This is a genomic window from Rhodococcoides trifolii (genome assembly GCF_014635345.1).
Taxonomy (GTDB): Bacteria; Actinomycetota; Actinomycetes; order Mycobacteriales; family Mycobacteriaceae; genus Rhodococcoides; species Rhodococcoides trifolii.
The window spans coordinates 104,185-130,108 of record NZ_BMCU01000007.1 but is presented as its reverse complement, the minus strand read 5'-3'; the positions used below and the strand labels follow the sequence as shown (position 1 = coordinate 130,108).

Below are 25,924 nucleotides of genomic sequence, written 5' to 3'. Positions count from 1 at the left end.
ATTTCAGCACGGGGTTCGTTCGATCTGGATTGTCGAACGAACACATGTTGGTCCCGCCCGGACGCATCGTCTTCGGCCCCGGAGACTCCAACAGCACCAGACAGCGAGCCGCGTCACCGCCGTCGTCGGGATCGAACAGTGGAATGGACCGTGCAGTGTCGATCCTCCATCGCAACACCGACGCATTGAGTGACCGGACCGGGGCATCGTGCGCTCGGGCATGCTTTCCGGACCACACGTCATCATCTGTCATACCGCCGCACTCACTGCTGACCACGCCACACGCACTGCTGGCCATGGGGAAACGCACCGTGAGCCGTAGACGCCAGCTCTCGGTGGCTCGCCTCGACGACCACTGCTGAGCGTTCGACGACTCCGCTGCCTGAACACACCTGTCAGATAACCACGACAGGTCGTGTGATGCCTGTTGTACCCGTCTTCTCATCGACTTCGATTCCAGATCGGGTCGGTTAGGGTACCCGCGTCCACCGAACGAGTTACGGATGAGTTGTGACAAGTCGTGACATCGAGCCGGATTTCGGTAGTTTTCGCAGGTGGCCGGACGGCCCTGGACCGTGGCGGACCTGCACGGACGTACCCGGGGGAAGTCGTGAAACGAGAGGTCAGATCAGGCTATTTCGGAGCATTCGTGCTGGTCAGAGGCATATCGAGAGCCTCCTTTCGGGATTGAACCGAAGACCGCTCGCTTACAAGGCGAGTGCTCTACCACTGAGCTAAGGAGGCGCGCCGGTCGCGAAACCGAGCGCGGCAATCATAACGTCGCCTCGTCGCGCCCTCGCGGCCACCCGTTGCTGCAGACCAAAATGTCGGTCGTGTCCCGTACCCTCTGCACACATCAGACAACCCGCGCGGAGGAGCACCATGGCCGTCGACTACACGCACCTTGCCGTTGCCGAGCGGTCGGAGTTTGCGGACCTGCTCGAGGGATTGACACCGCAGCAGTGGGCGTCGCCGAGCCTGTGCGCGGGCTGGACCGTCAGAGACGTTGCTGCGCACGCGATCAGCTTCGAGTCGCTCAGCCGTGCCGACCTGTTCCGGCGCTATGTGAAAGCGAGGTTCGCACCCGACCGGATCAATCAACTGGGGGTCGATTCACTCGGCCACCTTCCGCAAAGTGGGATTGTCGACTTGTTCCGACAGCACCGACGCCCTACTGGTCTCACGGCGGGGTTCGGCGGTCGGATCGCGCTCGTGGACGGGCTCGTGCACCAGCAGGACATCCGTCGACCGCTGAAGCTACCCAGGGCAATCCCGTCGGACAGGTTGACCATTGCTCTGCAGTTCGCGCTGTACGCCCCGCCGATTCGCGGTGCGATCAGAGTCCGGGGGCTACGTCTGGTTGCAACCGATGTCGACTGGTCCCACGGGCGCGGACCGGACGTGCGAGGCACCGGTGAATCGCTGTTGATGGCTATGACCGGACGAGCTGACGCGATCGCCGATCTGGAAGGTCCGGGCGTGCGCATTCTTGCGTCACGACAGCCCTCGGGAACCTGACAGCGCGCACCGGTACCTTCTCGGGTAACGACCGCCGATCAACAGACCGAGACGAGGCATGGCACTTCTCGAACGTTTCCAGTCCACCCTGACCCGTCTCACGGGCGAGCGCCGCGCCATCGTCGACACCGCGATGGGCGCGCCGAGCCCGCTGCAGCCGATCGACCTGACCGATGACGCCAGCGTCACCGAGGTTCTGGACCTCGCGCTGCGGATGGGTGAGGTGAATCTGGCGGCCGGAACGGGCGCTATCGACACGGCCAACCAGGTGCTGTTCGTCGCGTCGACCTACGGGTTGAACCGTTGCGACGTGGACGTCACGTACAACTCGATCGTCATCAGCGCCTACCGCGGGCCGACGCTTCCGCCGGCCAGCACGATGCGCATCGTGCAGTACCGGTCGATGGACTTCACGCGTCTGGCCGACGTGGACGCTCTCGCCCGCAAGATTCGTGTGGAGGTGCCGACGCCCAAGGAGGCGCTCGCAGAGCTCATGGAGATCATCCGCGCTCCGCACCCCTACAACCGCTGGATCGCGACGTTGGCGTGGTCGGGCATGGCAGCAGCGATCTCCGTGCTGATCGGCGGCGGTCTGTTGGTGGCGCTGGTGAGCTTCCTGACGACGATGGTGATCGACCGCGTCGGCCGCGTCCTCAACAGAGCGGGCCTGCCGTTCTTCTTTCAGCAGGTGGTGGGCGGTGTGATCGCGTCTGCCCCGGCTCTGACGCTCTACAACTTCCAGGACCAGCTCGGGGTACAGATCTCACCGGGCCAGGTCATCGCAGCCGGAGTGACGGTGCTGCTGTCGGGTCTGTCGTTGGTCGGCTCGGTGCAGGACGCCATCACCGGGGCCCCGATCACCGCCGCCGCGCGCTTCTTCGAGCTGATGATGATGACGGGAGGCATCATCGCGGGTGTGGCGACGAGTCTGCGCATCGCCGCACTGCTCGGCGCCGAACTGCCGATCCTCAGTAACGCGGCACCACCGGACATCGCCCAGCTGCCCACCAAGATTCTGGCCGGTGCGTTCGCGTCCATCTTCTACGCCCTGGCCTGCTACGCGGAACGGCGCGCGCTCACCGCTGCGTTCATCGGCGGTTTCGCGGGCGCCCTCGTATTCCTGGTGGCGCAGCAGATCGGTTTCGGGCCGGTGCTCGCGGCCGCGGTCGCGGCGACGGTGGTTGGCTTCGCGGGTGGCCTCATGGCTCGCCGGGCATTGATTCCGCCGCTGATCGTGGCGGTCGCAGGCATCACGCCGTTGCTTCCGGGCCTGTCGGTGTACCGGGGACTGTTCGCGTTGCTGTCCGATCAGACGCTGCTGGGACTGAGCTCGCTGCTGGCGGCGGTCGGAACCGGGGGCGCGCTCGCGGGTGGCGTCACGCTGGGAGAATGGGGCGCACGAACACTGCGTCGGCCCCGGATAGTGCAACGCACCGAATCGCTGGTCCGCCCGATATTCCAGCGGAGCAGCAGCGGTTCGGCGCGTGCAAAACGAAACAGGTGGCGCTGAGAAGCTGAGTGATCAGGAAGGATTGTCGACGCGATGCCGACCGGCTGCGTCTTCTTCCATGGCCTCGCGCAGGCTGCGGGGACGCATGTCGGTCCAGTTCTTCTCCACGTACTCGAGGCACGCGGCGCGGCTCTCCTCGCCGAACACCACGCGCCAGCCCTGCGGGACCTCGGCGAACGTCGGCCACAGCGAATGCTGGTCCTCGTCGTTGACCAGAACGTAGAAACGGCCGTCTTCGTCGTCGAACGGGTTGGTGCTCATCGTGCCTCGCTTACTGCAAACGTCGTATCGGTCTCGTGGGCTGCGTCTGACTGAAAAGCTGCGTGGTCGACCTTAGCAACCTCGGAGTCGTCGCCTCGGCAGGCGATGACCGAGTCGAGTATCTCTCCTGCTCGGACGGCCACGTTGGACAGCAGGGACGCCGTGATTCCGTGTGTGCGTTCGGTGCCGCCCTGTAGGTAAATACCCGCGGTGATCCGCGGCGTTACCAGCCGGTAGTCACGGCGCACCTCCTGCTGCGCGACGGTCTCCGGCACGAGATCGCCGAAGATGTCGTTCAGCGGGGTCGGGGTGAAACCAGTGGCGAGGATCATCGCGTCGCAGTCGACGGTGTCGGTGATGCCGTCGATCTTGTCGACGATGGACACTTCGATCCCGTCGGCCGTCTCGACCGCGGACGCGATGTCCGACGCCCGACGCATGAACAGGCGCCGACGCCCGCTGACGCGCTCGCGGTACTCGGTTTGGTACAGCTCGTCGATCAGTTCGATGTCGACCACGGAGTAGTTGGTGCTGCGATGCATCGCCAGCAACCGGGCGCGCTCGTCGTCGGGCGAGCGGTGCAGCTCGTCGACGGCGGACGGGTCGAAGATCCGGTTGGCGTACGGGCTGTCGTCCGCAGGGCTGTACCCGTAGCGCGAGAAGACGCTGTGCACCTCGGCGCGGGGGTACTCGCGGTGCAGGTACTGCACCACCTCGGCCGCGCTCTGGCCGGCTCCGAGCACCACGAACCGGTTGTGTGTGGGCTGGGGAAGCTCGGCCATCCGGTGCAGGAACTGGTGATTGTGGAAGCAGCGCAGCGAACGGGTGGCCCATTCGGGGATCCGCTCCTTCAGCCCCGCGCCGACGACGACGTTGCGAGTACGCAGGATGGTGCCGTCGCTGCATCGCACGTCGACGAGCGTCCCGTCCTCGACGGGATCGACCGAGTCGACGGTGGTGCCGTAGCGAACCTCGGCGCCGACGCGTCCGGCCGCCCACGCGAGGTAGTCGTGGAACTCGAGCCGCGTGGGGAAGAACGTCTGGTGGTTGACGAAATCGACCAGTCGCTCCTTCTCGAAGAGGTAGTTGAAGAAGCTGTAGGAGCTACGCGGATTGCGGAACGTCGCGAGATCCTTCGGGAACGCGATCTGCATGGTCGCTCCGTCGAGCAACATGCCGCGATGCCACCCGAAGTCGGTCTGGCGCTCGACGAACGCCGCGGTGATGCGATCGGCGGGTGCGGCGGTCTCGTTGTGTTCCTCGATCGCAATGGCCAGTGCAAGATTCGCCGGGCCGAAACCCACGCCCACGACATCGAATACGGTCATTGCGATCCATCCATTCTTCGGGTCTCCCTAGCAGAGGCAAGCCTAACCTCCATTGCCACCACTGCCAACCTCGTCGACGATCTGGACGAATCGACGCGCGAATGCCTCCACAGCACGGCGATCGACGCCCCCCAGGGGGAACTGCAGCTGCGCGAACACCGGCCCCTCCCCCGGCGGTTCGTGGAACGTCAAGGTCAGCTCGGACGATGGAGCTCCGACCGGGATGGGCAGAATGTCGCCCAATGTCGTTCCTGCACTGCCGAGTTCGGCCTGCTGATGGTGGACGATCGAGAGCTGCGGACGTAGCAGCTCCGGCAGCCCTGCGGCGTACACGATGTCGGCGTACGCCGGGCCGGTGTGGTCGAGTGCAGCGAGTGTCGACGTGCGCACCGCCGCAAGCACATTCGAAACCGACACGTCGGTTCGCACTGGGATCAGGTCGCCGAAGCAGCCGACCACCTCGTCGACCTCGTCCGGACCGCGCCCTGACGTCAACACTGCGATGGGCAGATCACGGCAGCCCGTGACCTCGGACACCGCTCGCGCGAACGCCGTGTGCAACACCATGTAGAGGCTGGTGCCCGTCGCAGCGGCCACCTCGCCGATGCGGCGGTGCCGGTCGGCATCGATGTCGAGCAGAATGGCGTCCGTTCCGGTGACCGTCGACCCGGTCGCCCAGGGCAGCTCCACTCGGCCGGGCATGCCGCGCAACGTCTCGGACCACCACGACACGGCACTCGGGTCGACGGAATCCGTCGCCCACTGCGCGTAGTCGCTGTACTCGACGGGCAGTGCGGGCCACGCGGGTTCCTCGCCACGTGCACGTGACTCGTTGGCCCACAACAGGTCCCGAACCAGAGGTACGACGGACCACTCGTCGACCGCCAGGTAGTGCATGACCAGCAGCAGCACCTGCTCGTGCCCGTTGTCGAGCAGGACGACGCGCAATCCCGGCTGTGCACCGAGATCACGCCGTTCCTGGGCGATCTCGTAGGCGTGACGACCGATGTCACCGTCGACGTCGATCGTCTCGAGTTCGGTTGTGCCGCTGAGCCGGACACCGCCGTCGACGAACACCGCGCGAAGCGGTTCGTGCCGGGCGCTCACGTCGCGCACCGCGGCCCGGAGTACGTCCGCGTCGAGGCGGGGAAGATCGGCCGAGCGGTACAACGCAAGAGCGTGATCCGCGGCTCCGTCCGCACGCGCCAGGTGGGTGATCTGCGCCGGCGACAGTGCTCTGAGGTCGGGATGATCACGGCGCACCAGACCCGGACCCGACCTCGCGGACGTGACGCGCGTGGCCAGTTCGGCCACGGTCGGGGAGTCGAACACGTCGCGCACCGCGACGTCGAGACCGAGCGCCCGCGCCTTGCCGACCACCTGCATGGCGGCCATCGAGTGCCCACCGAGATCGAAGAAGTTGTCGTCGATTCCGACCGCGTCGATACCGAGGATGTCGGCGTAGATCTGCGCCAGGTGCCGTTCGGTGTCGGTACGGGGCTGCGCGGACCCGCCCGAGAACTGCGGGGCCGGAAGCGCGGCGCGATCGAGCTTTCCGTTCGGCGTGAGTGGCAACTCGTCGAGCACCACCACGAGCGCCGGCACCATGTAATCCGGCACCAGGTCGGCCACGAACGCGCGGACATCCGCTCCGTCCAGCCCCTCGGTGTCGGGCCTTCCGGTGTCGGGGCTTCGCGTCACGTACCCGATCAACCGCGTGAGCGTCGAGGAGGTATCCGCCACCACCGCAGCTTGATTCACGCCGGGATGCTGGGCGAGCGCAGCCACGATCTCACCGGGCTCGATGCGGAACCCGCGCACCTTGACCTGGTCGTCGACACGGCCGAGGAAGTCGAGGTTGCCGTCGCCGCGCCAGAGCGCGCGGTCACCCGTTCGATACATTCGTCCGGGCCGGAACGGGCACGCCACGAATCGATCCGCGGTGCGCCCAGGCTGGCCGAGATACCCGCGGGCGAGACCACGTCCACCGATGTACAACTCCCCCGGCACGCCCGGTGGGACGGGCTGCAATCGCGAGTCCAGTACGTACGCGTGCTCGTTGGGGTCGGGGATGCCGATAGGAACCGACGCGGTCCAGCCGGGCTGAGCTTGCCACAGGGTGTTGTTGACCGTGGCCTCGGTCAACCCGTACGCCGCAAGCAGATTGAGATGTTCGCTCCACGTCGCGATGACCGCAGGCGGCACCGCCTCGGTTCCGACCAGAACGGTGCACCCCTCGGGCAGCGCACACCCCGGCGGGAGTGCGGCCATCAGGGACGGCGGGATGATGGCGTGCGTGACACCGTGCCGGTGCGCGAAGTCCGTCAGTTCCGGTCCGGCCACGCGGGCGTCGTCGGGAACGATGGCCAGCCGCGATCCGGTACACAGCGCCATGGACAACTCGAACACCGCGACGTCGAACCCGGGCGACGCGAACTGCATCACCGTCGACCCGGTGCGCAGTCGCATGCGATCCTCGGCTGTTGCCACGAGGGAGCCGATCCCTTCATGGCTCAGGACAACGCCTTTCGGCCGTCCGGTGGATCCGGAGGTGTAGATGACGTAGGCGGCGAGGTCGAGCGACGCCGGCCGGGTGGGCAGCGCCACTCGCCTGTCGGTGACCGTCTCGGCGAAAATTCTCGGCAGCTCGCTCGGAACCTGATCCGACACCTCCCGGGTCGTCACGACGACGTCGGCACCGGAGTCGGAGAGCATGTACGCGATGCGCTCGGACGGGTGCTTGAGATCGAGCGGCAGGTAGGCGGCGCCGAGCTTGAGCACCGCCAGCGTGGTCGCCACCATCAACGGCGACCGCGGCACCGCGATACCCACGATCGACTCGGGGTGCACGTGCTCGGCCAGGACTGCAGCGAGAGATGTTGCGCGTGAATCGAGTTCGGCGTAGGTCATCGCGCCGTCGTCGTCGACCACCGCGACATTGTCGGGAGTGGTGGCCACCCAGTACTCGAACCGGTCGATCAACGATTCCTCGACCACGTCGCGGCCGGTCCGGTTGAAATCGTCGAGGACCTGGCGGCGCTCGGCGGGGAGAAACAGGTCGATGTCCGCAACGGTCTGCGCCGTGTCGGCGACCACCTCCTCGAGCAGTCGAGACTGCCGCTCGGCGATGGTCTGTGCGGTGGAGCGGTCGAACAGATCGGCCGCGTACTCGAGACGCAGGACGATGCGTCCGGTGTCCAGATACTCCGCGTAACCGAAGACGAGGTCGAAGATCGCGGTGGTCTGGTCGGTGTTCAGCGGTTCGACGGCGAGACCGGGCAAGTCGACAGCATGTTCGGTCCGGTTGTGGTGGCTGACCATGATCTGGAACAACGGGTTTCGAGCCAGGGTTCGTGACGGAGCGAGGGCGTCGACGACCGTCTCGAAGGGAACGTCCGAGTGCGCGAAGGCCGCGAGGTCGGTCTCGCGCACCCGCTCGAGAAGGGTGTCGAAAGTGGGGTTGTCCGACACGTCGGTGCGCAGCACCACTGTGCCGACGAAGAATCCGACGAGGTCCCAGGCGGCTTCCTCGCCGCGACCGGCGACCGGTGCGCCGAGTGGAATGTCGTGCGCTCCCCCGAGACGATTGATCAGCGCGGCCGTCGCGGCGTGCAACACCATGAACACGCTGTTACCCGTGTCGGACGCAATGCGCCGGACTCCGTGTGTGACAGCAGCCGGGAGTTCGTACTCGACGACGCCACCGACGTTGCTGGGCCGCGCCGGTCGCGGACGGTCCGCCGGAAGCGACACCTCGTCCGGCACTGCGGCCAGGGCCTTCGTCCAGTAGGCGAGCTGACGGCCGGCGACCGACGTGTCGTCGGAGGGGTCACCCAGCAGATCCCGTTGCCACAACGCGTAATCCGCGTACTGCACCGGTAGCGGCGCGAAGATGGGTGCGGACCCCTGCTGCCGGGCACCGTAGGCCACGACGAGGTCACGGAGCAACGGGACGTCCGACCATTCGTCGGTCGCGATGTGATGGACGACGAGCACCAGGACGTGGTCGTCGTCGGCGATTCGCTGCACGGCAACGCGAATGGGCAGGTCGCGGGCGAGGTCGAAGACGCGGCCGACGAACTCCTCGACATTGGCGACATCCCGCTCGACGACCGGCGTGCGCGTGGTGACGATCTGATGCGGTTCGCCGTCGACCGATCCGAAGACCGTCCGTAGCGACTCGTGCCGCAGCACAACGTCGGCCACCGACTGCTCGAGCACGTCGACATCGAACGCACCCGTCAGGCGCAGGGCGGTGGGGAGGTTGTACGCCGTGGACGTCTCGTCGAGTTGCTGCACGAGCCACAACCGCTGTTGCGCAGACGACAGCGGGACCAGGCTCGGTCGCTCGCGCGGAGCCAGGACAGGTCGCGCAGCGGTCGACGTTCGCCGAGTCAGAGCCTGCGCCAACGATTCTGCCGTGGGCGCCTCGAATAGGTCGCGGATCGTCACCGGTACGTCGACCGCACTGCGCACCCGCCCGATCACCCGGGTCGCGAGCAGCGAATGGCCGCCCAGGTCGAAGAAGTTGTCGAGAGCGCCCACAGTGTCGACCTCGAGAACCTGCGCGAACACCTCGCAGATCACGCGTTCGGTGTCGGTCTCGGGGCCACGGGACATCGATACCTCGAACACCGGCGCGGGCAGAGCAGCGACATCGAGCTTCCCGTTGACGGTCATCGGGAACTGCGCCACGGACATCACCACGGTCGGGACCATGTAATCGGGAAGCGCTGCCGCCGTTGCCAGTCGGACCGCAGCGGGATCCAGATCGGCGGGCGTCACGTACGCGACGATGCGGTTCGCGTCGACGATCACCGCGGCGCTCCGCACGCCGTCGACCGACCCGACGACGGACTCGATCTCGCCGAGCTCGATGCGGTGTCCTCGAATCTTGATCTGATCGTCGGTGCGACCGAGGTAGTCGTGATGACCGGACGCGGTGCGACGCATCAGGTCTCCGGTGCGGTACATCCGTTCGCCGGTGCCGTGCGGGTCGGCGACGAATCGTGCTGCCGTCTGACCCGGTTGGTTCAGGTAGCCGCGCGCTGCGCCGGTACCGGCGATGTAGAGCTCACCGGGAACACCGTCCGCGACGGGCCGCAACCAGCCGTCGAGGACCGAGGCGGTGGTGTTCCAGATGGGCCGACCGACGGTGGGAGTGACGCTCTCGTCGGTGCCTGCCCCGAGCGTGTTGATGGTGTATTCGGTTGGTCCGTAGAGGTTGTAACCGAGGACGCCGTTCGTGGTGCGCAGGGTGGTCCACACCGAATCGCTCACGGCTTCACCGCCGAGCAGGACAAGAGCGGGTGGGTACGTGTCGAGCAGTCCCTGCTCGATCAGGTGCGCCGCGTAGGTGGGGGTGACGTTGACGACATCGATCTCGTGCGTGGCGGCGTACCGAACGAGAGCTTCGGCGTCGCGTCGGAGGTACTCGTCACAGACGTGCACCTCGTGGCCTTCGACCAACCACAGCAACTCTTCCCACGACATGTCGAACGCGAACGACACCGTGTGCGCGACACGCAGCGTGCGGCCGGCCGCCGCGACGACCGGTTCGAAGATGGCCTCGCGGTGGTTGAGTTGCATGTTGGTCAGGCCGCGGTACGGGGTGACGACTCCCTTCGGCGTCCCCGTCGAACCGGAGGTGTAGATCACGTAGGCAGGGTGATCCAGTCTCGTTGTGCTGGGCTGGAAACGGTGCAGCTCGTCCGCGGTGAGGAGCCCACCGTCTTCGGCGTCACCGACCGAGACGATGTCCACCCCGGTGTTCGCGAATCGTTCGGGCGCCTCGGTGAGCAGGACGATCGGCGACGCGTCCGCGATGATGGTGTGCAGGCGAGCGTCCGGATGCTCGAGCTCCAACGGGAGGTACGCCGCACCCGTGCGGAGGACGGCGAACAGCGCGACGACCATGTCGATGGACCTCGGAAGGGCCAGCGCCACCACTGTTTCCGGGGCGGCTCCGCGCTGGAGCAGGAGCCGGGCAACCCGATCGACGCGCAGGGACAGCTCGCGATACCTCAGTGCCGTGTCACCGAAGACGAGTGCAGTGGCGTCGGGCGTCCGGTGCGCGGTGTCGACGAGTAGCTCGGCGATGGTCCGATCCGGCACCGGTCGTACGTCTGCGCGCGGCGGCGGGTTCACCGTGATCGCGGAGGCAGCCGGCACGTCGGCTCGGTCGGCGAACGCGGTCAGCAGGCCGACGAACTGCGCCAGCATGGCCTCGACGCGGTCGAGATCGAGTGCCTCGGGCCGGTATTCGAACTTGACCGCGGTGCGGGTACCCGGTGTCACCACCACGGTGAGTGGGTAGTTGGTGTGATCGATGCTGGTGCCGCCGGAGATGTCGTGCGCCGACTCGAGGGCGGACACCGATTTCTCGTCCACGAAGTTCTGCAGGACGTACAGCACGTCGAACAGCGGGCGGTGGGCCGATTCTCGTTGAATGGCAGCGAGACCCAGGAAGTCGTGAGCCTGCGCGTCGAGACGTTCGGACTGCACCCGGCGGGCCAGCTCGGCCACCGTCTCCCGCGGATCGAGGCGGGCTCGCACGGGAACGGTGGACAGGAACATGCCCGGCGCCGTGTCGAGTCCGGGGACCTCGGGGGGCCGACCGGCATCGGTGATGCCGAAGACCACGTCGTCGCGTCCGGTCACGCGTCCGATGGTCAGCGCCAGCGCCGCCGACACCACCGCGTTCAGGGTGACTCCGTGACGTCGGGCGGCGTCGGTCAACACCCGCGTGGTGTCGGCATCCAGGACGGTGTCGACGCGCTCCGGATAGCCCACCGGCGGAACTTGCCGCTGCGCAACCACTGTGGGCTCGTCCAGACCGTCGAACGTCACAGACCAGAAGCGGCGGGCGGCGGCGGAGTCCTGCTCACGCAACCACAGCAGGTACCTCTCGAACGCGTCGGACGGTACGGAGGTGGCGGTCGGGTCGGCGTACAGCGCCAGCAGTTCGCCGACGACCAGTCCGTTGGACCACCCGTCCCACAGCAGGAACTGGCGGTTGACGACGAGCCTGTCGTGGTCCGGTGTCAGACGGACGACCATCACTCGCCACAGCGGCGGCGTCTCGAGGTCGAAGGGTGTGGTGCGGTCGTGCAGCATCAGGTCCGCGACAGCCGATTCGGGTGCACCGGTCATGTCTTCGACCGTGATGGGGACGTCGGCTGTCACCGGGACGAACTGGACCGGTCCGGTGGTGAACCCGGCGCGCAGCGCGGGGTGTCGAGTCTGCAACACGCGCAATGCTTCTCGTAGCCGCTCGACGTCGACATGGCTCATGTCGAGAGCGAACTGCGCCGTGTAGATGTCGGTGGCACTGGTGCTGGCCTCGAAGTACAACCCCTCCTGCAACGGAGTCAACGGCCACACCGTCTCCAGCCCGCTCGGCGCCAGGGCGGCAATGTCGTTCAGGGCGCCACGATCCAGATCGACCAACGGTACGTCGGACGGTGTGATGATGCGGGGGCCATCGAGAGCGGCCAACTCCTGCAGAGCCGCAACCCATTCGCGCGAGAGGACGTCGACGTCGTGCTCGGTCAGGTCGTCGGTGGACCAGGCGAAATCGGCGCGCAGTACGTCCTCGCACACGACGTTGACGACGAGACGGTAGGACGCAGCCATGTCCGCGTCGGGATCGGCTCGCACCCGGTCGGATTCGGGCGCGGGGAACCACGGTGTATCACCGGACGTGGGCATCCGGCCGAGGTAGTTGAACAGCACCTGCGAGGGCTCACCGGCCGCGAGAACGGCTGCGGTGCGGGCGTTGCCGTAGCGGAGCATGCCGTACCCGATGCCGGAATCGGGGGCTGTCCGCAGGCGTTCCTTGACCTCAGCGACGGTGTCCAGGGTGGAGTCGCAGCCCGGTAGGCGCACGGGGACGAACGACGTGAACCAACCGACGGTGCGCGAGAGGTCGGCATCGAGTTCGGTGCGTCCGTGGCGCTCGAGGTCGACGAGAACGTCGGCGTCACGGTCGCGGCCGGTCTCGGCGAACCAGCGGGACACCGCGACACGGAAGGCGCCGAGCAGTACGTCGGTGATGTCACCGCGGATCATGGCCGGTACCGACGTCAGCAGTGCGCGCGTGGTGTCGGCATCGACGGTGACGCGTCGGCGGGCGCCGGACCCGATGGTGGCCGTCGGCGACTCGGTGCCGACCAGTTGGGCTCCGGGGGCCGTGACCCGTTGCCACATCGGCAGTTCGGCCATTCGACCTGCGCGATGGGCGTCCTCGTCGAGGAGTCGGCCGAAGGCCATCAGGGTGGTGCGTTCGGGTTCGAGGGTCGCATTCTGCCCGGAATCCGCGGCGATCCACGCGGTGGCGAGGTCTTCGGTCAGGATGCTCCACGAGACGCCGTCGACCACGAGGTGGTGCAGGACGAGGAGGAGGCGGCCCGGCTCTGCGCCCTGGTCGAACCAGACCGCGACGACGGTGATGCCGGCGGCAGGGTTCAGTTGGTCTGTGGCCCACTGGGATTGCGACTCGATGTCGAGGGTGTCGGTGGTTCGGAAGACGAGGTTGCTGCCGGCGGTTGCCTCCACCGACCAGACGCCCGCTGCGTGCCGGGTCAGGACCGACCGCAGTGCGGGGTGGTTGTCGACGACGGCGGTCAGCGCGGCTTCGGGTGTCGTGGAGAGCGCCGCCGGCGGGACGGTGAGCAGCACGGCTTGGTTGAACCGGTCGGTGCTGCCCGACCATTCGGATAGGCGGTGCACGGCGGGGAGGGGCCGGAGTTCTCCGAGACCGTCGTCTTCGGGCGTGACCTCGGTAGACGTATCGGGTACGACGCCCGCCAACGCGCGAGGTGTCCGGAGCTCGAACACCTGGCGCGGGGTCAGCGTGATGCCCTGCGCACGAGCCAGGTTGACCAACCGGATCGCAAGGATACTGTCGCCCCCGCGGGCGAAGAAGTCGTCGTCGGGCCCGATCGCGGGGTCGCCCAGGATCTCTCCGAAGTGAGCGGCGATGATCTGCGCCTGGCCGTCCCCCGTGGCGGGTGCCGCCGCACTCGTCGGCGGCGCCGGGAGCGCGTTCCTGTCCAGCTTGCCGCTCGGACCGGTGGGAAACGACTCGACGGGCACGATGGTCGTGGGAACCATGAACTCGGGCAGGCGGGCCCCGAGGAAGTCGCGCAGAAGCTCGGGTGAGGCGTCACCCACGATGTAGGCCACGAGTTGATCGGTGCCCCGGTCGTGACGGACCACCACGGCGGCACGATCGACCGAGTCATGTTCGCGCAGTGCGGTTTCGATCTCACCCAGCTCGATGCGCAAGCCGCGGACCTTGACCTGGCCGTCCGCACGGCCGAGGTAGCGCAGGGTGCCGGCATGTGCGGGTAGGCCGGAGGCCGGTCGGGATTCCTCGGGTAGGCCGGAGGCCGGTCGGGATTCCTCGGGAAGGCCGGAGGCCGGTCGGGATTCCTGCAACGTTACGACGTCACCGGTGCGGTACATCCGCTCCCCCGGTGCGTCGAGTGCGGCCACGAAGCGCGCGCTGCTCAGGCCGTGCCGCTTGAGGTAACCCCGTGCGAGAGCCGGGCCGGCGAGATAGAGCTCGCCTGCAACGCCCGGCCCGACGGGGGTGAGGCACGAATCCAGCACGAGCACGCGCACGTTCGAGATCGGGCGGCCGATGGAGACGGTGTCGCGAACATTCTGTGCAGCCGTGACATCGACCGCCGTTTCGGTGGGGCCGTACAGATTGTCCAGACGGGTGTGCGGCAACACCTCGGCGAATCGGCGGGCCGTCGCCTCGGGCAACGCTTCCCCACTGCAGACGACAACACGCAGGCTGGTGCACTGCGCGGCAAGCGGATCCGCGAGGAACATCTCGAGCATGGACGGCACGAAGTGCGCCCAGGTGAGTGCCTCGTCGCGCATCAGCGTGGCGAGATAGGTGGTGTCCCGGTGCCCCTCCGGCTCGGCGACCACCAGTGTCGCACCCACGGTGAGGGCGCCGAAGAACTCCGTGACGGACACGTCGAAGCTCGACGACGTCTTCTGCAGCACTCGATCCGACGCAGTCAGCGGCGTGGCCTCGTGCATCCACCCGAGGCGGTTGACGATGCCGCGATGAGTGGCGACAACACCTTTCGGGCGGCCGGTGGAGCCGGAGGTGTAGATGACGTAGGCGGGGTTGTCGGGGTGCAGCGGGGTTGAGTCGGTAGGTGTCGCGGCTCCGGTGATCGACAGCCCGTCGCCCATCACGCAGACCGGGTCGGCATCGGCGAGCATGAAGTCGATGCGCTCGGCGGGGTACCCCGGGTCGATGGGCAGGTACGCCCCGCCTGCTTTGACGACCGCCAGCAGGGCGACGACCAGGTCGGTCGATCGCGCGAGCGTGACCGCAACGATCGCTTCGGGTCCGACACCACGCGAGCGCAGGTCCTCGGCCAGTTCGTCTGCGCGGGCGTGCAGTTGGGCGTAGGTGAGCACGGTGTCCTGGAACTGCACCGCCGGGGATTCACTGGTCCGATGCCGGTCGAGCAGGTCGACCAGGGTGTGCCCGGGCCGGTGCACTACTTCACCGGTGTGGGCGAGATCCGCACTGCTGAGTCCGATGCGGCCGATCACCGCATCGGCGGGTGCGGTGAGGACCGCGTGCATGCCGGCGGCGAGCGCGTCGGCGGTGTACGCATCGACGCGCGCGGTGTCGACGGTGATGTCGATGGTCAATCGGTCACCGGGCACCACGATGAGCGTGATGGGGTACGCCGGGTTCTCGTCGAAGCGAATTCCCGTGATCGACACGGTGCCGGACGGGTCGCTGATCGCGCCGTCGCCGAGGGGATAGTTCTCGAAGACCACTGCCGTCTCGAACATCGTTCGGACACCGGTGGTTCGGGCCAAGTCCGGCAGGCCGACGTGATGATGGTCGAGCAAGCGACCCTGCTCGTCCTGCCAGCGCGTGAGCGCGGCGGTGACGGTCTCGTCCGGGCGGTAGCGCAGACGCGCGGGGAGGGTATTGATGAAGAGGCCGACGATGGACTCGATGCCGGGCACATCGACACCGCGGCCGGAGACGGTCGATCCGAAGGTGACGTCACCGCGCCCGACGAAGCGGCCCAACACGATTCCCCACGCTCCGTGCACGAGCGTGCTGATGGTGAGACCGTCGGCGCGGGCGCGGGCGACGAGGGTCGCCGTATCGGTGTCGGACAGTGACACCGTGGTCTTGTGCACGCCGGGGCGGGACGGCCGCCCGGGCAATGGGGTTTCTTCGATGCCCGTGAGCGCGGATTGCCACTTGTCCAGCGAGGCGGAGTCGTCCTGCCTGACCGCCCACTCCGCGTAGCGAGCCGGTGACGGCGCCGCAGGCAGGGTCACGTTGCCGTAGAGGGAGAGCAAGTCGCGCAACATGATCGGGACCGACCAGCCGTCCGCGACGAGATGGTGGATCGACTGCAGCAGCGTCCGACTGTCTTCCAGGTACGTGTAGCGGACGAGTGGCGACGATTCGAGGTCGAACGCCGTGTGCCGGTCGGCGCGCATCACCGCGTTCGGATCTCCGGTGACCATGACGGTGAACGGCACGGTCGCCCGCTTTGCGACGACCTGCACGACACGGCCGTCGGCGAGCGCACGGAACCCGGTGCGCAGCGCGGGATGTCGATCGACCAGTCGCTGTACCGCGGCGCGCAGCAGGTCGGTCTCGACGGGACCGGTCAGCTCGATCGCCTGCTGCACGATGTAGGGGTCGTCGCCGTCGGCCATCGTGCTGTGAAAGTGAATGCCCTCCTGCAGGGCGGTCGTCGGGAGTACGTCCTCGGCGTCGAACCGGTCGACATCGACCGCGGTCAGTGTCACCAGCGGAAAATCGCTGGGCGACAACGTCGGTCCGGTCGGCGGTGTGGCGAGGGCGGTGGTCCAGTGTTCGGCGAACCGGTCGACGTCGGCGCGACTCAGTACGGTGCGCGCCCAACGGATGGTGCTGCGCAGACCCTCGTCGGTGGCGATGACGTCGATGGTGAGTGCATGATCGGCGGGCATCGACGGATCGTTGCCGCCGGTGAACTCGGCACCTCCGCCGTCCATGCGGCCGAGGTAGTTGAAGAGGATCTGCGGGCCGACCCAGTCCAGCAGGACCTGATCGCGTCGGAGGTGGCGCAGGATTCCGTAGCCGAATCCGTCGGACGGCACGGCCCGCCTGCGGTCCTTCAGCGCGGCGAGACCGCGGGGGTCGCCGGGCTGCAGGACGAACGGGAAGATGGTGGTGAACCATCCGACTGTGCGGGTGAGGTCGACGCGTGCGTCCACGATATCTTCGTCGCGCCCGTGGCCTTCGACGTCGACGGTGATCCGGTCGCGGCCGAGCCACGCACCGAGGGCCGCTTCCAGCGCGGCCAGCAGGACTGTGTCGGGGCCGGTGCGGAAGGCGTCGGCCGTCGCGGTCAGGGTGTCGGCCGATATCACTGTGAGAGAGTCGAAGTCGCCGTCGACAGCGTCGAGAACGCCGGACCCGATGGGGTCGTCGGTGTGCGCGGCGATCTCGCTCCAGTAGTCGAGTTGGGAGTCGACGTCGACCGCGGAGACCAGTTCTGCCCACCGGCGCACCGAGGTACCGACCGGAGGCAGTTCGGCACCGGACAACGCGGTTGCGAGGTCCCCCAGAAGGATGCGCCAGGACACGCCGTCGACGACGAGGTGGTGCACGGCAAGGGTGAGTCTGCCGTCGTGGAGCGATCCGGCGATCATGTGTCCCGCCGCGGGGTCGAGACGGGTGACGGGATCGGTTGCGCTCGAATCGATGACGTTGTCACGCTTTTCGGGAACGGTCTCGAGGTACCAGTCGCCGGTGAGCCGTGCGCGCAGGGCGTCGTGCCGGTCGATCACCGCGTTCAGTGCGTGATTGAGGGTGTCGAGGTCGTCCGTCGTCGGGATCGTCACCGACTGGTGGAAGCCCGTGACGTGTCCACCGCGATCGTGGGTGCGGGCCATGATCGGCGTGTGGGGCACCTCGCCGTAGGGGTTGTCCTCCGTATCGTCGACGGAGCCGCTGCGGGTTTCGAGCGCCGCGGCGATCGCTTCGGCGCTGCGGAGGGTGAAGACGTCCCGCGCTCCGAGGTCGAACCCCTGCCTTCGGGCGGCGCCGACCAGGGCGATCGCAACGATGCTGTCGCCGCCGAGGGAGAAGAAGTCGTCGGTGACACCGACGCTGTCGACACCGAGGACCGTGGCCATCATGTCGCAGACGGTGCGTTCGAGGTCGGTGCGCGCGGCAACGCCCTCACCGCCGAACAGTGGTTCCGGCAACGCCTTTCGGTCGAGTTTTCCGTTGGCGGTCACCGGGAACTTCTCCAGCACGACGTACGCGGTGGGGACCATGTACTCGGGAAGCACGGAGGCAGCGTGAACTTTCACGGTGGACACGTCGAGGTGGCCTTCCGGAATCACGTATGCCGCCAGATACTTCACTCCGGCGTCGGTCACCCGAAGGTCGACAGCGGCGTGGCGAACCTGCGGATGCGACGACACCCCCGCCTCGACGTCCTCGAGCTCGAGGCGCATGCCGCGGATCTTGATCTGATTGTCCGCGCGCCCGAGAAAGTCCAATGTCCCGTCGGGTGCCCACCGGGCGAGGTCGCCGGTGCGGTAGAGGCGGCCCGGCCCGAACGGGTTGGCGACGAACCGGTTCGAGGTCAGAGCCGGTGCGCTCACGTACCCGCGGCCGAGCAGGAACCCACCCGCGTACAACTCGCCGCCCACACCCGCCGGCACCGGCCGCAGGCGCGAATCCAGCACGTACAGCGCAGTGTTGGGGTTGGGGCGGCCGATCGAGGTCGCGATTCGGTCGGCGTCGTCACGGTAGATCACGTGCGAGACGCCGATGGTGGCTTCGGCGGGGCCGTACCCGTGGTAGAGCGTGGCGTCCACCTGAGACCGGAAGCGACGGAACAGTGCCGGCGTGAGAACCTCACCGCCGCACCAGACATGGCTGAGGCCGTCCAGCTTGTCCGTGCCCCGCGCAAGGTCGAGCAGCACGTCCAGCATCGACGACACCAAGTACACGAAGGTGACGCCGTGCTCGGCGATGGTGTCCAACAAGTACTGCGGATCCCTCTCACCGCCGTCGTCGGCGATCACCACGGTGCCGCCCGTGACGAGCGGCAGCAGGATCTCGTTGACCGAGATGTCGAAGGACAGCGGCGCTTTGAACAAAGTCGCGTCGCCCGGCCCGAAACCGAGGATCTCCTCCGCCTGCCACCGCAGGCGGGCGCAGATGGCCTCGTGGCGGATCATGGCACCCTTGGGCGTCCCGGTGGAGCCGGAAGTGAAGATGACGTAGGCGAGGCGCGAACCCTCGATGGCCAAGGAGGGCAACGTGTCCGGCAGATCCGAGTACGCCCACGAGGTCAGGTCGAGCGGCATGCCCTCCCCGCCCAGCACGAACAGCGCGCGCGACTCCTCCAACACCCGCCGACGCCGCTCCTGCGGCCACGACGGGTCCAGCGGAACGAACGCGCCGCCGGCCACCATGGCGGCGAGGACGCCGACCACCATCTCGGGCGAGCGCGGGACTGAAATAGCCACCACGCCTTCGGGTGTCAAGCCCGCCCCAAGCAGAGCGTGCGCCAACTGGGCGACGTGAGAACCCAGTTGTCGGTAGGTGAGTGTCCGGCCGGAAGCCCTGACAGCAATAGCGTCGGGGGTCAGGGGGAGGGCCCGAGCGAACAGATCCGGGACGGACTCGGAGCGGGTGGGGGCGGCGGTGTCGTTCCAGGTCTCGAGAATCAGGCGGCGTTCGTCGTCGGGCATCGTCGTCAGCGAGGACAGCGGGCGGTCCGGTTGCGCGACGATCTGGTCGAGAACGAATGCGAGCCGACGTCGATGATCGGCCAGTTCCGTCTCGACACCGGCGTTGGCGCGAAGGTCGAAGACGAGCGGTTCGCCGTCGTGGCCGCCGGTGAGGGTGAAGTCGATGTCGTGCACCGGGCCGGTGTGCAGGGTCAGCATCTTCGCGGGGCTGCCGCCGAACGTGTTGGCAGTGGCCAACATCAAGATGTTGATGCCCGGTCCGAAGAGTCGACGCTCGGGGTCGGCTTCGGACACCGCGCGGGCAAGATCCTCGCCGCGGTAGCGGCCGTGCCGGACGAGACCGACCAGCGCGGCTTCGACGGCGCGCCCGATGTCGCCGAGGGTCATCGACGGCGACAACGGCACGCGCACAGGAAGAATGGTCGACGCCATGGACGGGGTCGAGCGGGCGAGGCGTCCGACCCGCGCGGTGGTGGGGAACGACAGAACCACGTCGTAGCGTCCGGTGGCGGCGGAGATGTAGGCGACCAGCGCGGCGCAAGCGATGCGCGTACGGCGCAGATTTTCACGAGAACCGTACTCGTACAGCCGGTTCGCACTGTCGAAGCCGAGTTCGTATCGTTCGAGGATCGACACTCCGGTGACGGGGACGTCAGGCACCAGCATGGCCGGCTCGGGTTGGTCCAGGACGCGGCCGAGCCAGTACGCCTGGTCCTTGGCGAAGGACGGTGACTCGCGGTACGCGCGATCGGCGTCGATCATCGGGGCCAAAGACCATGAGAGAGGTCGCGATTCGATGTCGTTGTCGTACCGGTGCCGCACCTCCTCGAAGATGAGCGAGACGCCGTACCCATCGATCACACTGTGGTGGTAGCGCTGGTACCAGTAGGTGGTGTCGTCGGCGAGCCGCAGCACTGCCTGGGCGAACAGTCGGGCAGCCGGGTCGGGCACGCTCTGCCGGTCGGCTTCCATCCACGCGTGGGCCGCTGCCGTGGGGTCGGCCTCGCCGCGCAGGTCGACCAGTTCGACTTCCCAGTCCTCACGCTGGAGGTACTGCACCTCGGCATCGAGGTCGAAACGCATGTGGACCGTCTCGGCGTCCTCGACGGTGGAGTGCACGACGCGTCGCACGCGGTCGATGTCCAGCGGTCCCGTCACCTCGATGATGAGGGTGATATTGTAGAGCGACGCAGACGGCGACAGCGCGTGGGCAACCCAGACCTCGGTCTGAGCAGCGGTCAGCGCGAGCGTGGTGCGAGTCGGCATCGAGATCCGTTCGTCGGGGCCTGAACCCGACTAACGATAGGCTACCCAAACTAGGGACGCTGATCGGCCTGCGTTCCGACTGAGGGGCACATTCAGTCGATCTATCGGTGTGAGGGTGCCCCTGAGTCCGAAACGGGCGCCCGCAGAAACTCCACGATCGCCGCATTGACCACATCCGGCTTCTCCAGGTATCCGTAGTGCCCCGCGTCGGCGATCTCCAGATACAGCCCGCCGGGGATCACGTCGGCAATCTCACGGGACAGGTACGCCGGAATCATGCGGTCGTCGGCGAACCCGATGGACAGGCACGGACGGGTGATGCCCCGATACGCCTCGACGCGGTCGAAGTCGTCGTCCAGGTTCAGCTGCGCACGCAGACCGGGCGTGGTGGGCTGAGCGGAGAACTCGAACAGGTCGAGCCAGTCTCGGCCTTTGACGGGATCCTTCAGCGACGCAGGCGAGAGGTTCAGCGCAGCGGTGACGGCTGCCGCGTACTTCGGGGGGACGGCGGTCTTGGCGTCGGCCAGATCCTTCTCGCCCTGCCCGAGTACCTTCTGGAATTCGTCGAGACGGCCGTGGCCGGCGAGGAACACGGCCTTGGCGACCAGCTCGGGACGGCTCAACGCCAGCTCCTGAGCGACCCGAGCTCCCATGGAGGTGCCGACGACGATCGCCGGTTCGTCGCCGTCGCGTACGCGCTCGATCAACGCGGCGGTATCGGCAACCAGGTCGGCCATCGTGAAGCCGCTCGCGCACTCGTCCGTCGGCGGGATTCCGCGGTTGTCGAAAGTGCACACGCGGTACCCGGCAGCGGTCAGCGCGGGGACCTGATGGAGCTGCCAGACGCGGCCGGGACTGCCCGTGCCCATGATCATGACCACGAGCGGGCCGGCGCCGGTGATCGAGTAGTTCAACCGAATTCCGTTGATGGTGCCGATCGGCATCGCGCTGGGCTCTCCTTCTTCGGGGCTGTGCTGACAGATCCCGACGTGACTTTGCAGGACGGGCGAGGATTTACATAGAGTTTGGGTACTAGGTAACCACCAGCACATCGCTAACCGTACGGAGTACCCCATGGTCGCCAAGACGTCCGACACCACAGACATCGCCGAAGACGACATCGAACCGTTGGCCGACGAGACCGCGCGCGACGCACAGCGCGTCGTCGCCGCGTACGCCACCGACGCCGACGAGTGCCGCATGCTGCTCGCGATGCTCGGAATCGGTCCCGCCCTCAAGACCGACTAGGTTTCGAGAACCCATAACTAAGGAATTCAGTGTGGCTGCAGCAGGTTCCGACTTCGTCGTTGTCGCCAACAGGTTGCCCGTAGACCTCGACACCGCTCCGGACGGAACGCAACGCTGGAAGAAGAGCCCCGGTGGGCTTGTCACCGCTCTCGAGCCGATCCTGCGCAGCAATCACGGCGCGTGGGTCGGGTGGCCGGGAATTCCGGACGTCGACGTCGACCCGTTCGACGAAGACGGACTCGAGCTCGTTCCGGTCGGGTTGTCGGCGCGCGAAGTCGCCGACTACTACGAGGGATTCTCGAACGCGACGCTGTGGCCGCTCTACCACGACGTCATCGTCCGGCCCGTCTACGACCGAACGTGGTGGGAGGCGTACGTCGAGGTCAACCGCCGCTTCGCCGAGGCGACGTCCAAGACCGCCGCGCAGAACGCCACGGTCTGGGTGCAGGACTACCAACTGCAACTCGTCCCGAAGATGCTGCGAATGCTGCGGCCTGACCTCACGATCGGGTTCTTCCTGCACATTCCGTTTCCGCCGGTCGAGCTGTTCATGCAGATGCCATGGCGCACGGAGATCGTCGAAGGCCTGCTGGGCGCCGATCTCATCGGCTTCCACCTCCCCGGCGGCGCCCAGAACTTCCTCTACCTCGCGCGGCGGCTCGCCGGCCAACCCACCTCGCGCGGAAGCGTCGGTGTCCGCACCAAACTCGGTGTGGTGCAGGTCGGATTCCGCGACGTCCGCGTCGGCGCGTTCCCCATCTCCATCGATTCCGGCGACCTCGACGAGAAGTCGCGCCGCAAGAACGTGCGAGACCGCGCGCAGCAGATGCGCGGCGAGCTGGGCAACCCGAAGACGATCATGCTCGGCGTCGACCGCCTCGACTACACCAAAGGCATCGACGTCCGGCTGAACGCGTTCCTGGAGTTGCTGACCGAGGGGCGCGTCGACCCCGAGGACGTGGTGATGATCCAGATCGCCACCCCGAGCCGCGAACGCGTCGAGAGCTACAAGCACATGCGCGGCGAGATCGAAAGCATGGTCGGGCGCATCAACGGCGAGTTCAGTCGCGTCGGCCACTCGGTGGTCCACTACATGCACCGGGGCGTTCCCCGCGACGAGCTCACCGCCTACTACCTGGCCGCCGACGTCATGCTCGTCACCCCGCTGCGCGACGGTATGAACCTGGTCGCCAAGGAGTACGTGGCGTCCCGCAGCGATCTGGGTGGGTCGCTGGTGCTCAGCGAATTCACCGGCGCCGCAGCCGAATTGCGGCAGGCGTACCAGTGCAACCCGCACGATCTGAACTCGGTCAAGGACGCGATGGTGTCTGCGATCGAACAGGACCGTGAGACCGGCCGACGCTACATGCGGGCCATGCGCAGGCAGGTCCTGGCTCACGACGTGGACCGGTGGGCGCGGTCGTTCCTGTCCGCGCTCAACCGAACCGGAGACGACGTGCCCAGCCATCTCGTGTCCAATCGCGAGATCGGTGACGCCGAGGAAGAATAGGCGCCGTGGGGGACGCTCGGGTTGTTCAGGTTCATCGGTTGCGGCGAGACATCGGCGTCGTGCGACTCGTCGGCGATTTCGTGCCGTTTCACGCGGGGCAATCGGTGTCCGTCACCGTGCCGCAGAGCCCGCGGGTGCCGCGTCGGTATTCGCCGGCCCTTCCCCCGTCGCTCGACGGCAAGTTCGAGTTCCACGTCCGCGCGGTTCCGGCCGGGTGGGTGAGCGGGTCGATCGTCTCGGACACCCGCGTCGGCGACGTGTGGACGATCGACTCCCCGGACGGCGATCTCTTCGTCGACGATTCGGGCCGCGACGTGGTGATGATCGCCGGCGGCACGGGACTGGCGCCGATGCGAGCGTTGATCCTCGATCTTGCGCGGTGGGAGCGTCCACCGTCGGTGCATCTGTTCGTGGGCGGCCGGTCACCACGCGATCTCTACGCCGCCGACATGCTGTCGCTGTTGGCCGCGCACGCTCCGTGGTTGACCGTTATCCCGGTCGTCGACAACATCGCGGACCCGCCCTTCGCGGACGAATGGTTCGCCCGAGCCGACCTGGAGAGGCAGGCGGATGCGCCCTCGTCCGGTTTCCGAGCGGATCAGCTCGTGGTGGGGCGCGTCGGTGACGTCGCTGCGTCGTTCGGGCCGTTCCTCGACCGCCAGGTCCTCGTCTGCGGCTCGCCCGGGATGGTCGACGCGACGGTGCGGTGCCTGCGGGCGACGGGTACGCCGGCGGACGCCATCGCCACCTAGATCAGCGGGTCGTGACGAATGTTCTCGTGCGGAGTGCCGCCCGCCACGAGCGCGTCGACCGTGCCGGCGATCATCGACGGTGAGCCGGCGATCTGCACGTCACGCTCGGCCCACGAGCCGAAGGACGCGGCGAGCACACCGACCGGGCTCGGCATCAGCTGACGCGACAGCGCGGGAACCGGGCCGCCGTCGTGCCACCAGGGGTCGGTGTCGTTCTCGGACACCGGAACGACGGTGAGCCAGGGATTGGACCGCGCGATGTCCGACATGGTGTCGAAGTCGTACAGGTCGCACGGGTAGGTGCCGCCCATGAACAGGTGCACCTTCGGGTTCTGCGACCGGGCGGACATCTCCATGATCTGCGCGCGCAGCGGCGCCAGACCGGTTCCCGATCCGACCATGAGCATGTTCCGTCCGCCGGCTCCGGCGACTCCCAGCGAGCCCAGCGGGGATCCCACGACCCAGCGCTCCCCCACCTCGGTTCGTTGCACGATCGCCGGACTGACCCACCCTCCGGACACGCGGCGGACGTGGAACTCGATCTGCCCGGCGTCGTTCGCGGGGATCGCCGGCGACAGGTACCGCCACATGCGGGGCCGGCTGGGAACCTGCACGCTGATGTATTGTCCCGCAGCGTATTTCAGCGGTTCGTCGAGCTGGAGACGGATGATCGCGACGTCCTGCAGCACCTCGACGTGCTCGATCACCGTGGCCCCGACGGCTGCGGGACCCGTTTCGGCGTTCGCGGCGTTCATCATGGTCCCGGCGATGATGGCGATCGCGTCGTCCCACGCTGCGGCAACCTCGTCGGTCCACAGCTCGGTGCCGGCGAACCGTTCGAGCGCCAGGATCAGCGCGGCGCCGACCGCCGCATAGTGCCGGTCGACGATGCCGTACTTGCGATGATCGCGCCCGAGCTGCTCCAGGAACGGCAAGCTCGCCTCGAGGTCGTCGAGGTGATCCACCACGTAGGCGATCGCCGTGACGAGTCGCTCCCGCTGACCGGTCATCGTGGCCGTAAACAATTCCCTGATTTCCGGATTGCGCGCGAAAAGAAATGCGTAGAACGACGATGTCAGTTTATCGGGGCCGCCGTCGACCGCGGCGACTGCTTTGAAAGAGGTGCGCACCAAGGAGATCGCTCGTGGGTCCACCGCGGCCTATCCTCCCGTAGAAATGCCTGCTCGAGGCACAGCCTAGCGGCATTCCCATGAATCAGGGAGGGTCGAACTCCATTTCGGTTCATTGTGTATTAAGAGCAGCAATAACCGGTGAATATATTGTTTCTTGTTTTCGTGCGACCTGTCCACACACGATATGCAATCGCCGACGGTTTCCCGCGGGGTCGCACTACTGCTGACGCGGGTTGCGCGGCTTCCACACCACGAGCGCGTTGTTGCGCGGGGCAGGAAGAAGATCGCGCCGATACCCCGCGTGCACCTGCGCCAGCTCTGTCGCCAGTTCGGTCACGCGCATCTGCAGAGCCTCCACCTGATTGGTGAGTTCGATGATGCGCTTGATGCCCGCGAGGTTGACTCCCTCGTCCTGCGACAGGCGCTGCACCTCGCGGAGCAACGCCACGTCGCGCGGCGAATAGCGTCGACCGCCCCCGGTGGTGCGGTGCGGCGTCACCAGACCCAGGCGGTCGTAGGTGCGCAACGTCTGTGCGTGCATTCCGGCCAGTTCGGCCGCCACCGAGATCACGAAGATTCGGGCATCGGGATCCGCGGCAGATTCTCGTGCGTCCACCACTGTCCTCTCC

Annotated in this window: 11 protein-coding genes, 1 tRNA gene and 1 pseudogene; 5 read left to right on the top strand and 8 right to left on the bottom strand. The window is 67.1% G+C overall.

Annotated features, from left to right (window positions below; all coding sequences use genetic code 11):
• Together IEW02_RS25265 and IEW02_RS24055 are read right to left on the bottom strand one after the other, a co-directional pair.
• Positions 1 to 253: pseudogene (locus tag IEW02_RS25265) on the bottom strand (uracil-DNA glycosylase); the annotation flags it as partial.
• Positions 254 to 672: 419 nt separating this feature from the next.
• Positions 673 to 744 (bottom strand) — tRNA-Thr (locus IEW02_RS24055).
• Between the two features lie 138 nt (positions 745 to 882).
• Here IEW02_RS24055 and IEW02_RS24050 point away from each other — a divergent pair.
• A complete protein-coding gene (locus IEW02_RS24050) occupies positions 883 to 1,518 on the top strand; it encodes a maleylpyruvate isomerase family mycothiol-dependent enzyme (RefSeq protein ID WP_188547809.1) in 636 nt (211 codons plus the stop codon).
• 58 nt (positions 1,519 to 1,576) lie between these two features.
• The gene (locus IEW02_RS24045; RefSeq protein WP_188547807.1) at positions 1,577 to 3,028 is read left to right on the top strand and encodes a threonine/serine exporter family protein; all 1,452 of its coding nucleotides are present in this window, start codon (positions 1,577 to 1,579) and stop codon (positions 3,026 to 3,028) included.
• Between the two features lie 12 nt (positions 3,029 to 3,040).
• Here IEW02_RS24045 and IEW02_RS24040 read toward each other — a convergent pair whose 3' ends face one another.
• The 4 genes from IEW02_RS24040 to IEW02_RS24025 all read right to left on the bottom strand — a co-directional run bounded on the left by IEW02_RS24040 (position 3,041) and on the right by IEW02_RS24025 (position 21,596).
• A complete protein-coding gene (locus tag IEW02_RS24040; RefSeq protein ID WP_188547805.1) occupies positions 3,041 to 3,289 on the bottom strand; it encodes an MbtH family protein in 249 nt (82 codons plus the stop codon).
• A complete protein-coding gene (locus tag IEW02_RS24035) occupies positions 3,286 to 4,617 on the bottom strand; it encodes a lysine N(6)-hydroxylase/L-ornithine N(5)-oxygenase family protein (protein WP_188547804.1) in 1,332 nt (443 codons plus the stop codon). The genes IEW02_RS24040 and IEW02_RS24035 overlap by 4 nt, the downstream gene beginning before the upstream one ends.
• A gap of 42 nt (positions 4,618 to 4,659) precedes the next feature.
• Positions 4,660 to 20,652 carry a non-ribosomal peptide synthetase gene (locus tag IEW02_RS24030; protein WP_188547802.1) on the bottom strand — a complete coding sequence of 5,331 codons (15,993 nt, stop codon included), beginning with the start codon at positions 20,650 to 20,652 and terminating at the stop codon, positions 4,660 to 4,662.
• A gap of 101 nt (positions 20,653 to 20,753) precedes the next feature.
• Positions 20,754 to 21,596 (bottom strand): alpha/beta fold hydrolase, encoded by an 843-nt coding sequence (locus IEW02_RS24025; protein WP_188547800.1) that lies wholly within the window; start codon positions 21,594 to 21,596, stop codon positions 20,754 to 20,756.
• A 130-nt stretch (positions 21,597 to 21,726) separates the two neighbouring features.
• Between IEW02_RS24025 and IEW02_RS24020 the strand changes: the two genes are divergently transcribed.
• From IEW02_RS24020 to IEW02_RS24010, 3 genes are read left to right on the top strand one after another with little or no spacing between them, the layout of a single operon-like run.
• A complete protein-coding gene (locus IEW02_RS24020) occupies positions 21,727 to 21,900 on the top strand; it encodes a hypothetical protein (RefSeq protein WP_188547798.1) in 174 nt (57 codons plus the stop codon).
• A gap of 31 nt (positions 21,901 to 21,931) precedes the next feature.
• Positions 21,932 to 23,410, top strand: a complete 1,479-nt coding sequence (locus IEW02_RS24015) for an alpha,alpha-trehalose-phosphate synthase (UDP-forming) (RefSeq protein WP_229746291.1) — start codon at positions 21,932 to 21,934, stop codon at positions 23,408 to 23,410.
• A 5-nt stretch (positions 23,411 to 23,415) separates the two neighbouring features.
• Positions 23,416 to 24,162: an FAD-binding oxidoreductase gene (locus tag IEW02_RS24010; protein WP_229746290.1), complete on the top strand. Its 747-nt coding sequence runs from the start codon at positions 23,416 to 23,418 to the stop codon at positions 24,160 to 24,162.
• On the opposite strand, the gene IEW02_RS24005 is transcribed toward IEW02_RS24010, so the two are convergent.
• Both IEW02_RS24005 and IEW02_RS24000 read right to left on the bottom strand, forming a co-directional pair.
• Entirely contained in the window at positions 24,159 to 25,316 is a 1,158-nt protein-coding gene (locus IEW02_RS24005; protein WP_188547796.1) for an FAD-binding oxidoreductase, read from the bottom strand. The two genes, IEW02_RS24010 and IEW02_RS24005, sit on opposite strands and share 4 nt — an antisense overlap.
• A gap of 196 nt (positions 25,317 to 25,512) precedes the next feature.
• A complete protein-coding gene (locus tag IEW02_RS24000) occupies positions 25,513 to 25,914 on the bottom strand; it encodes a heat shock protein transcriptional repressor HspR (RefSeq protein ID WP_308933206.1) in 402 nt (133 codons plus the stop codon).
• Between the last annotated feature and the right edge of the window lie 10 nt (positions 25,915 to 25,924).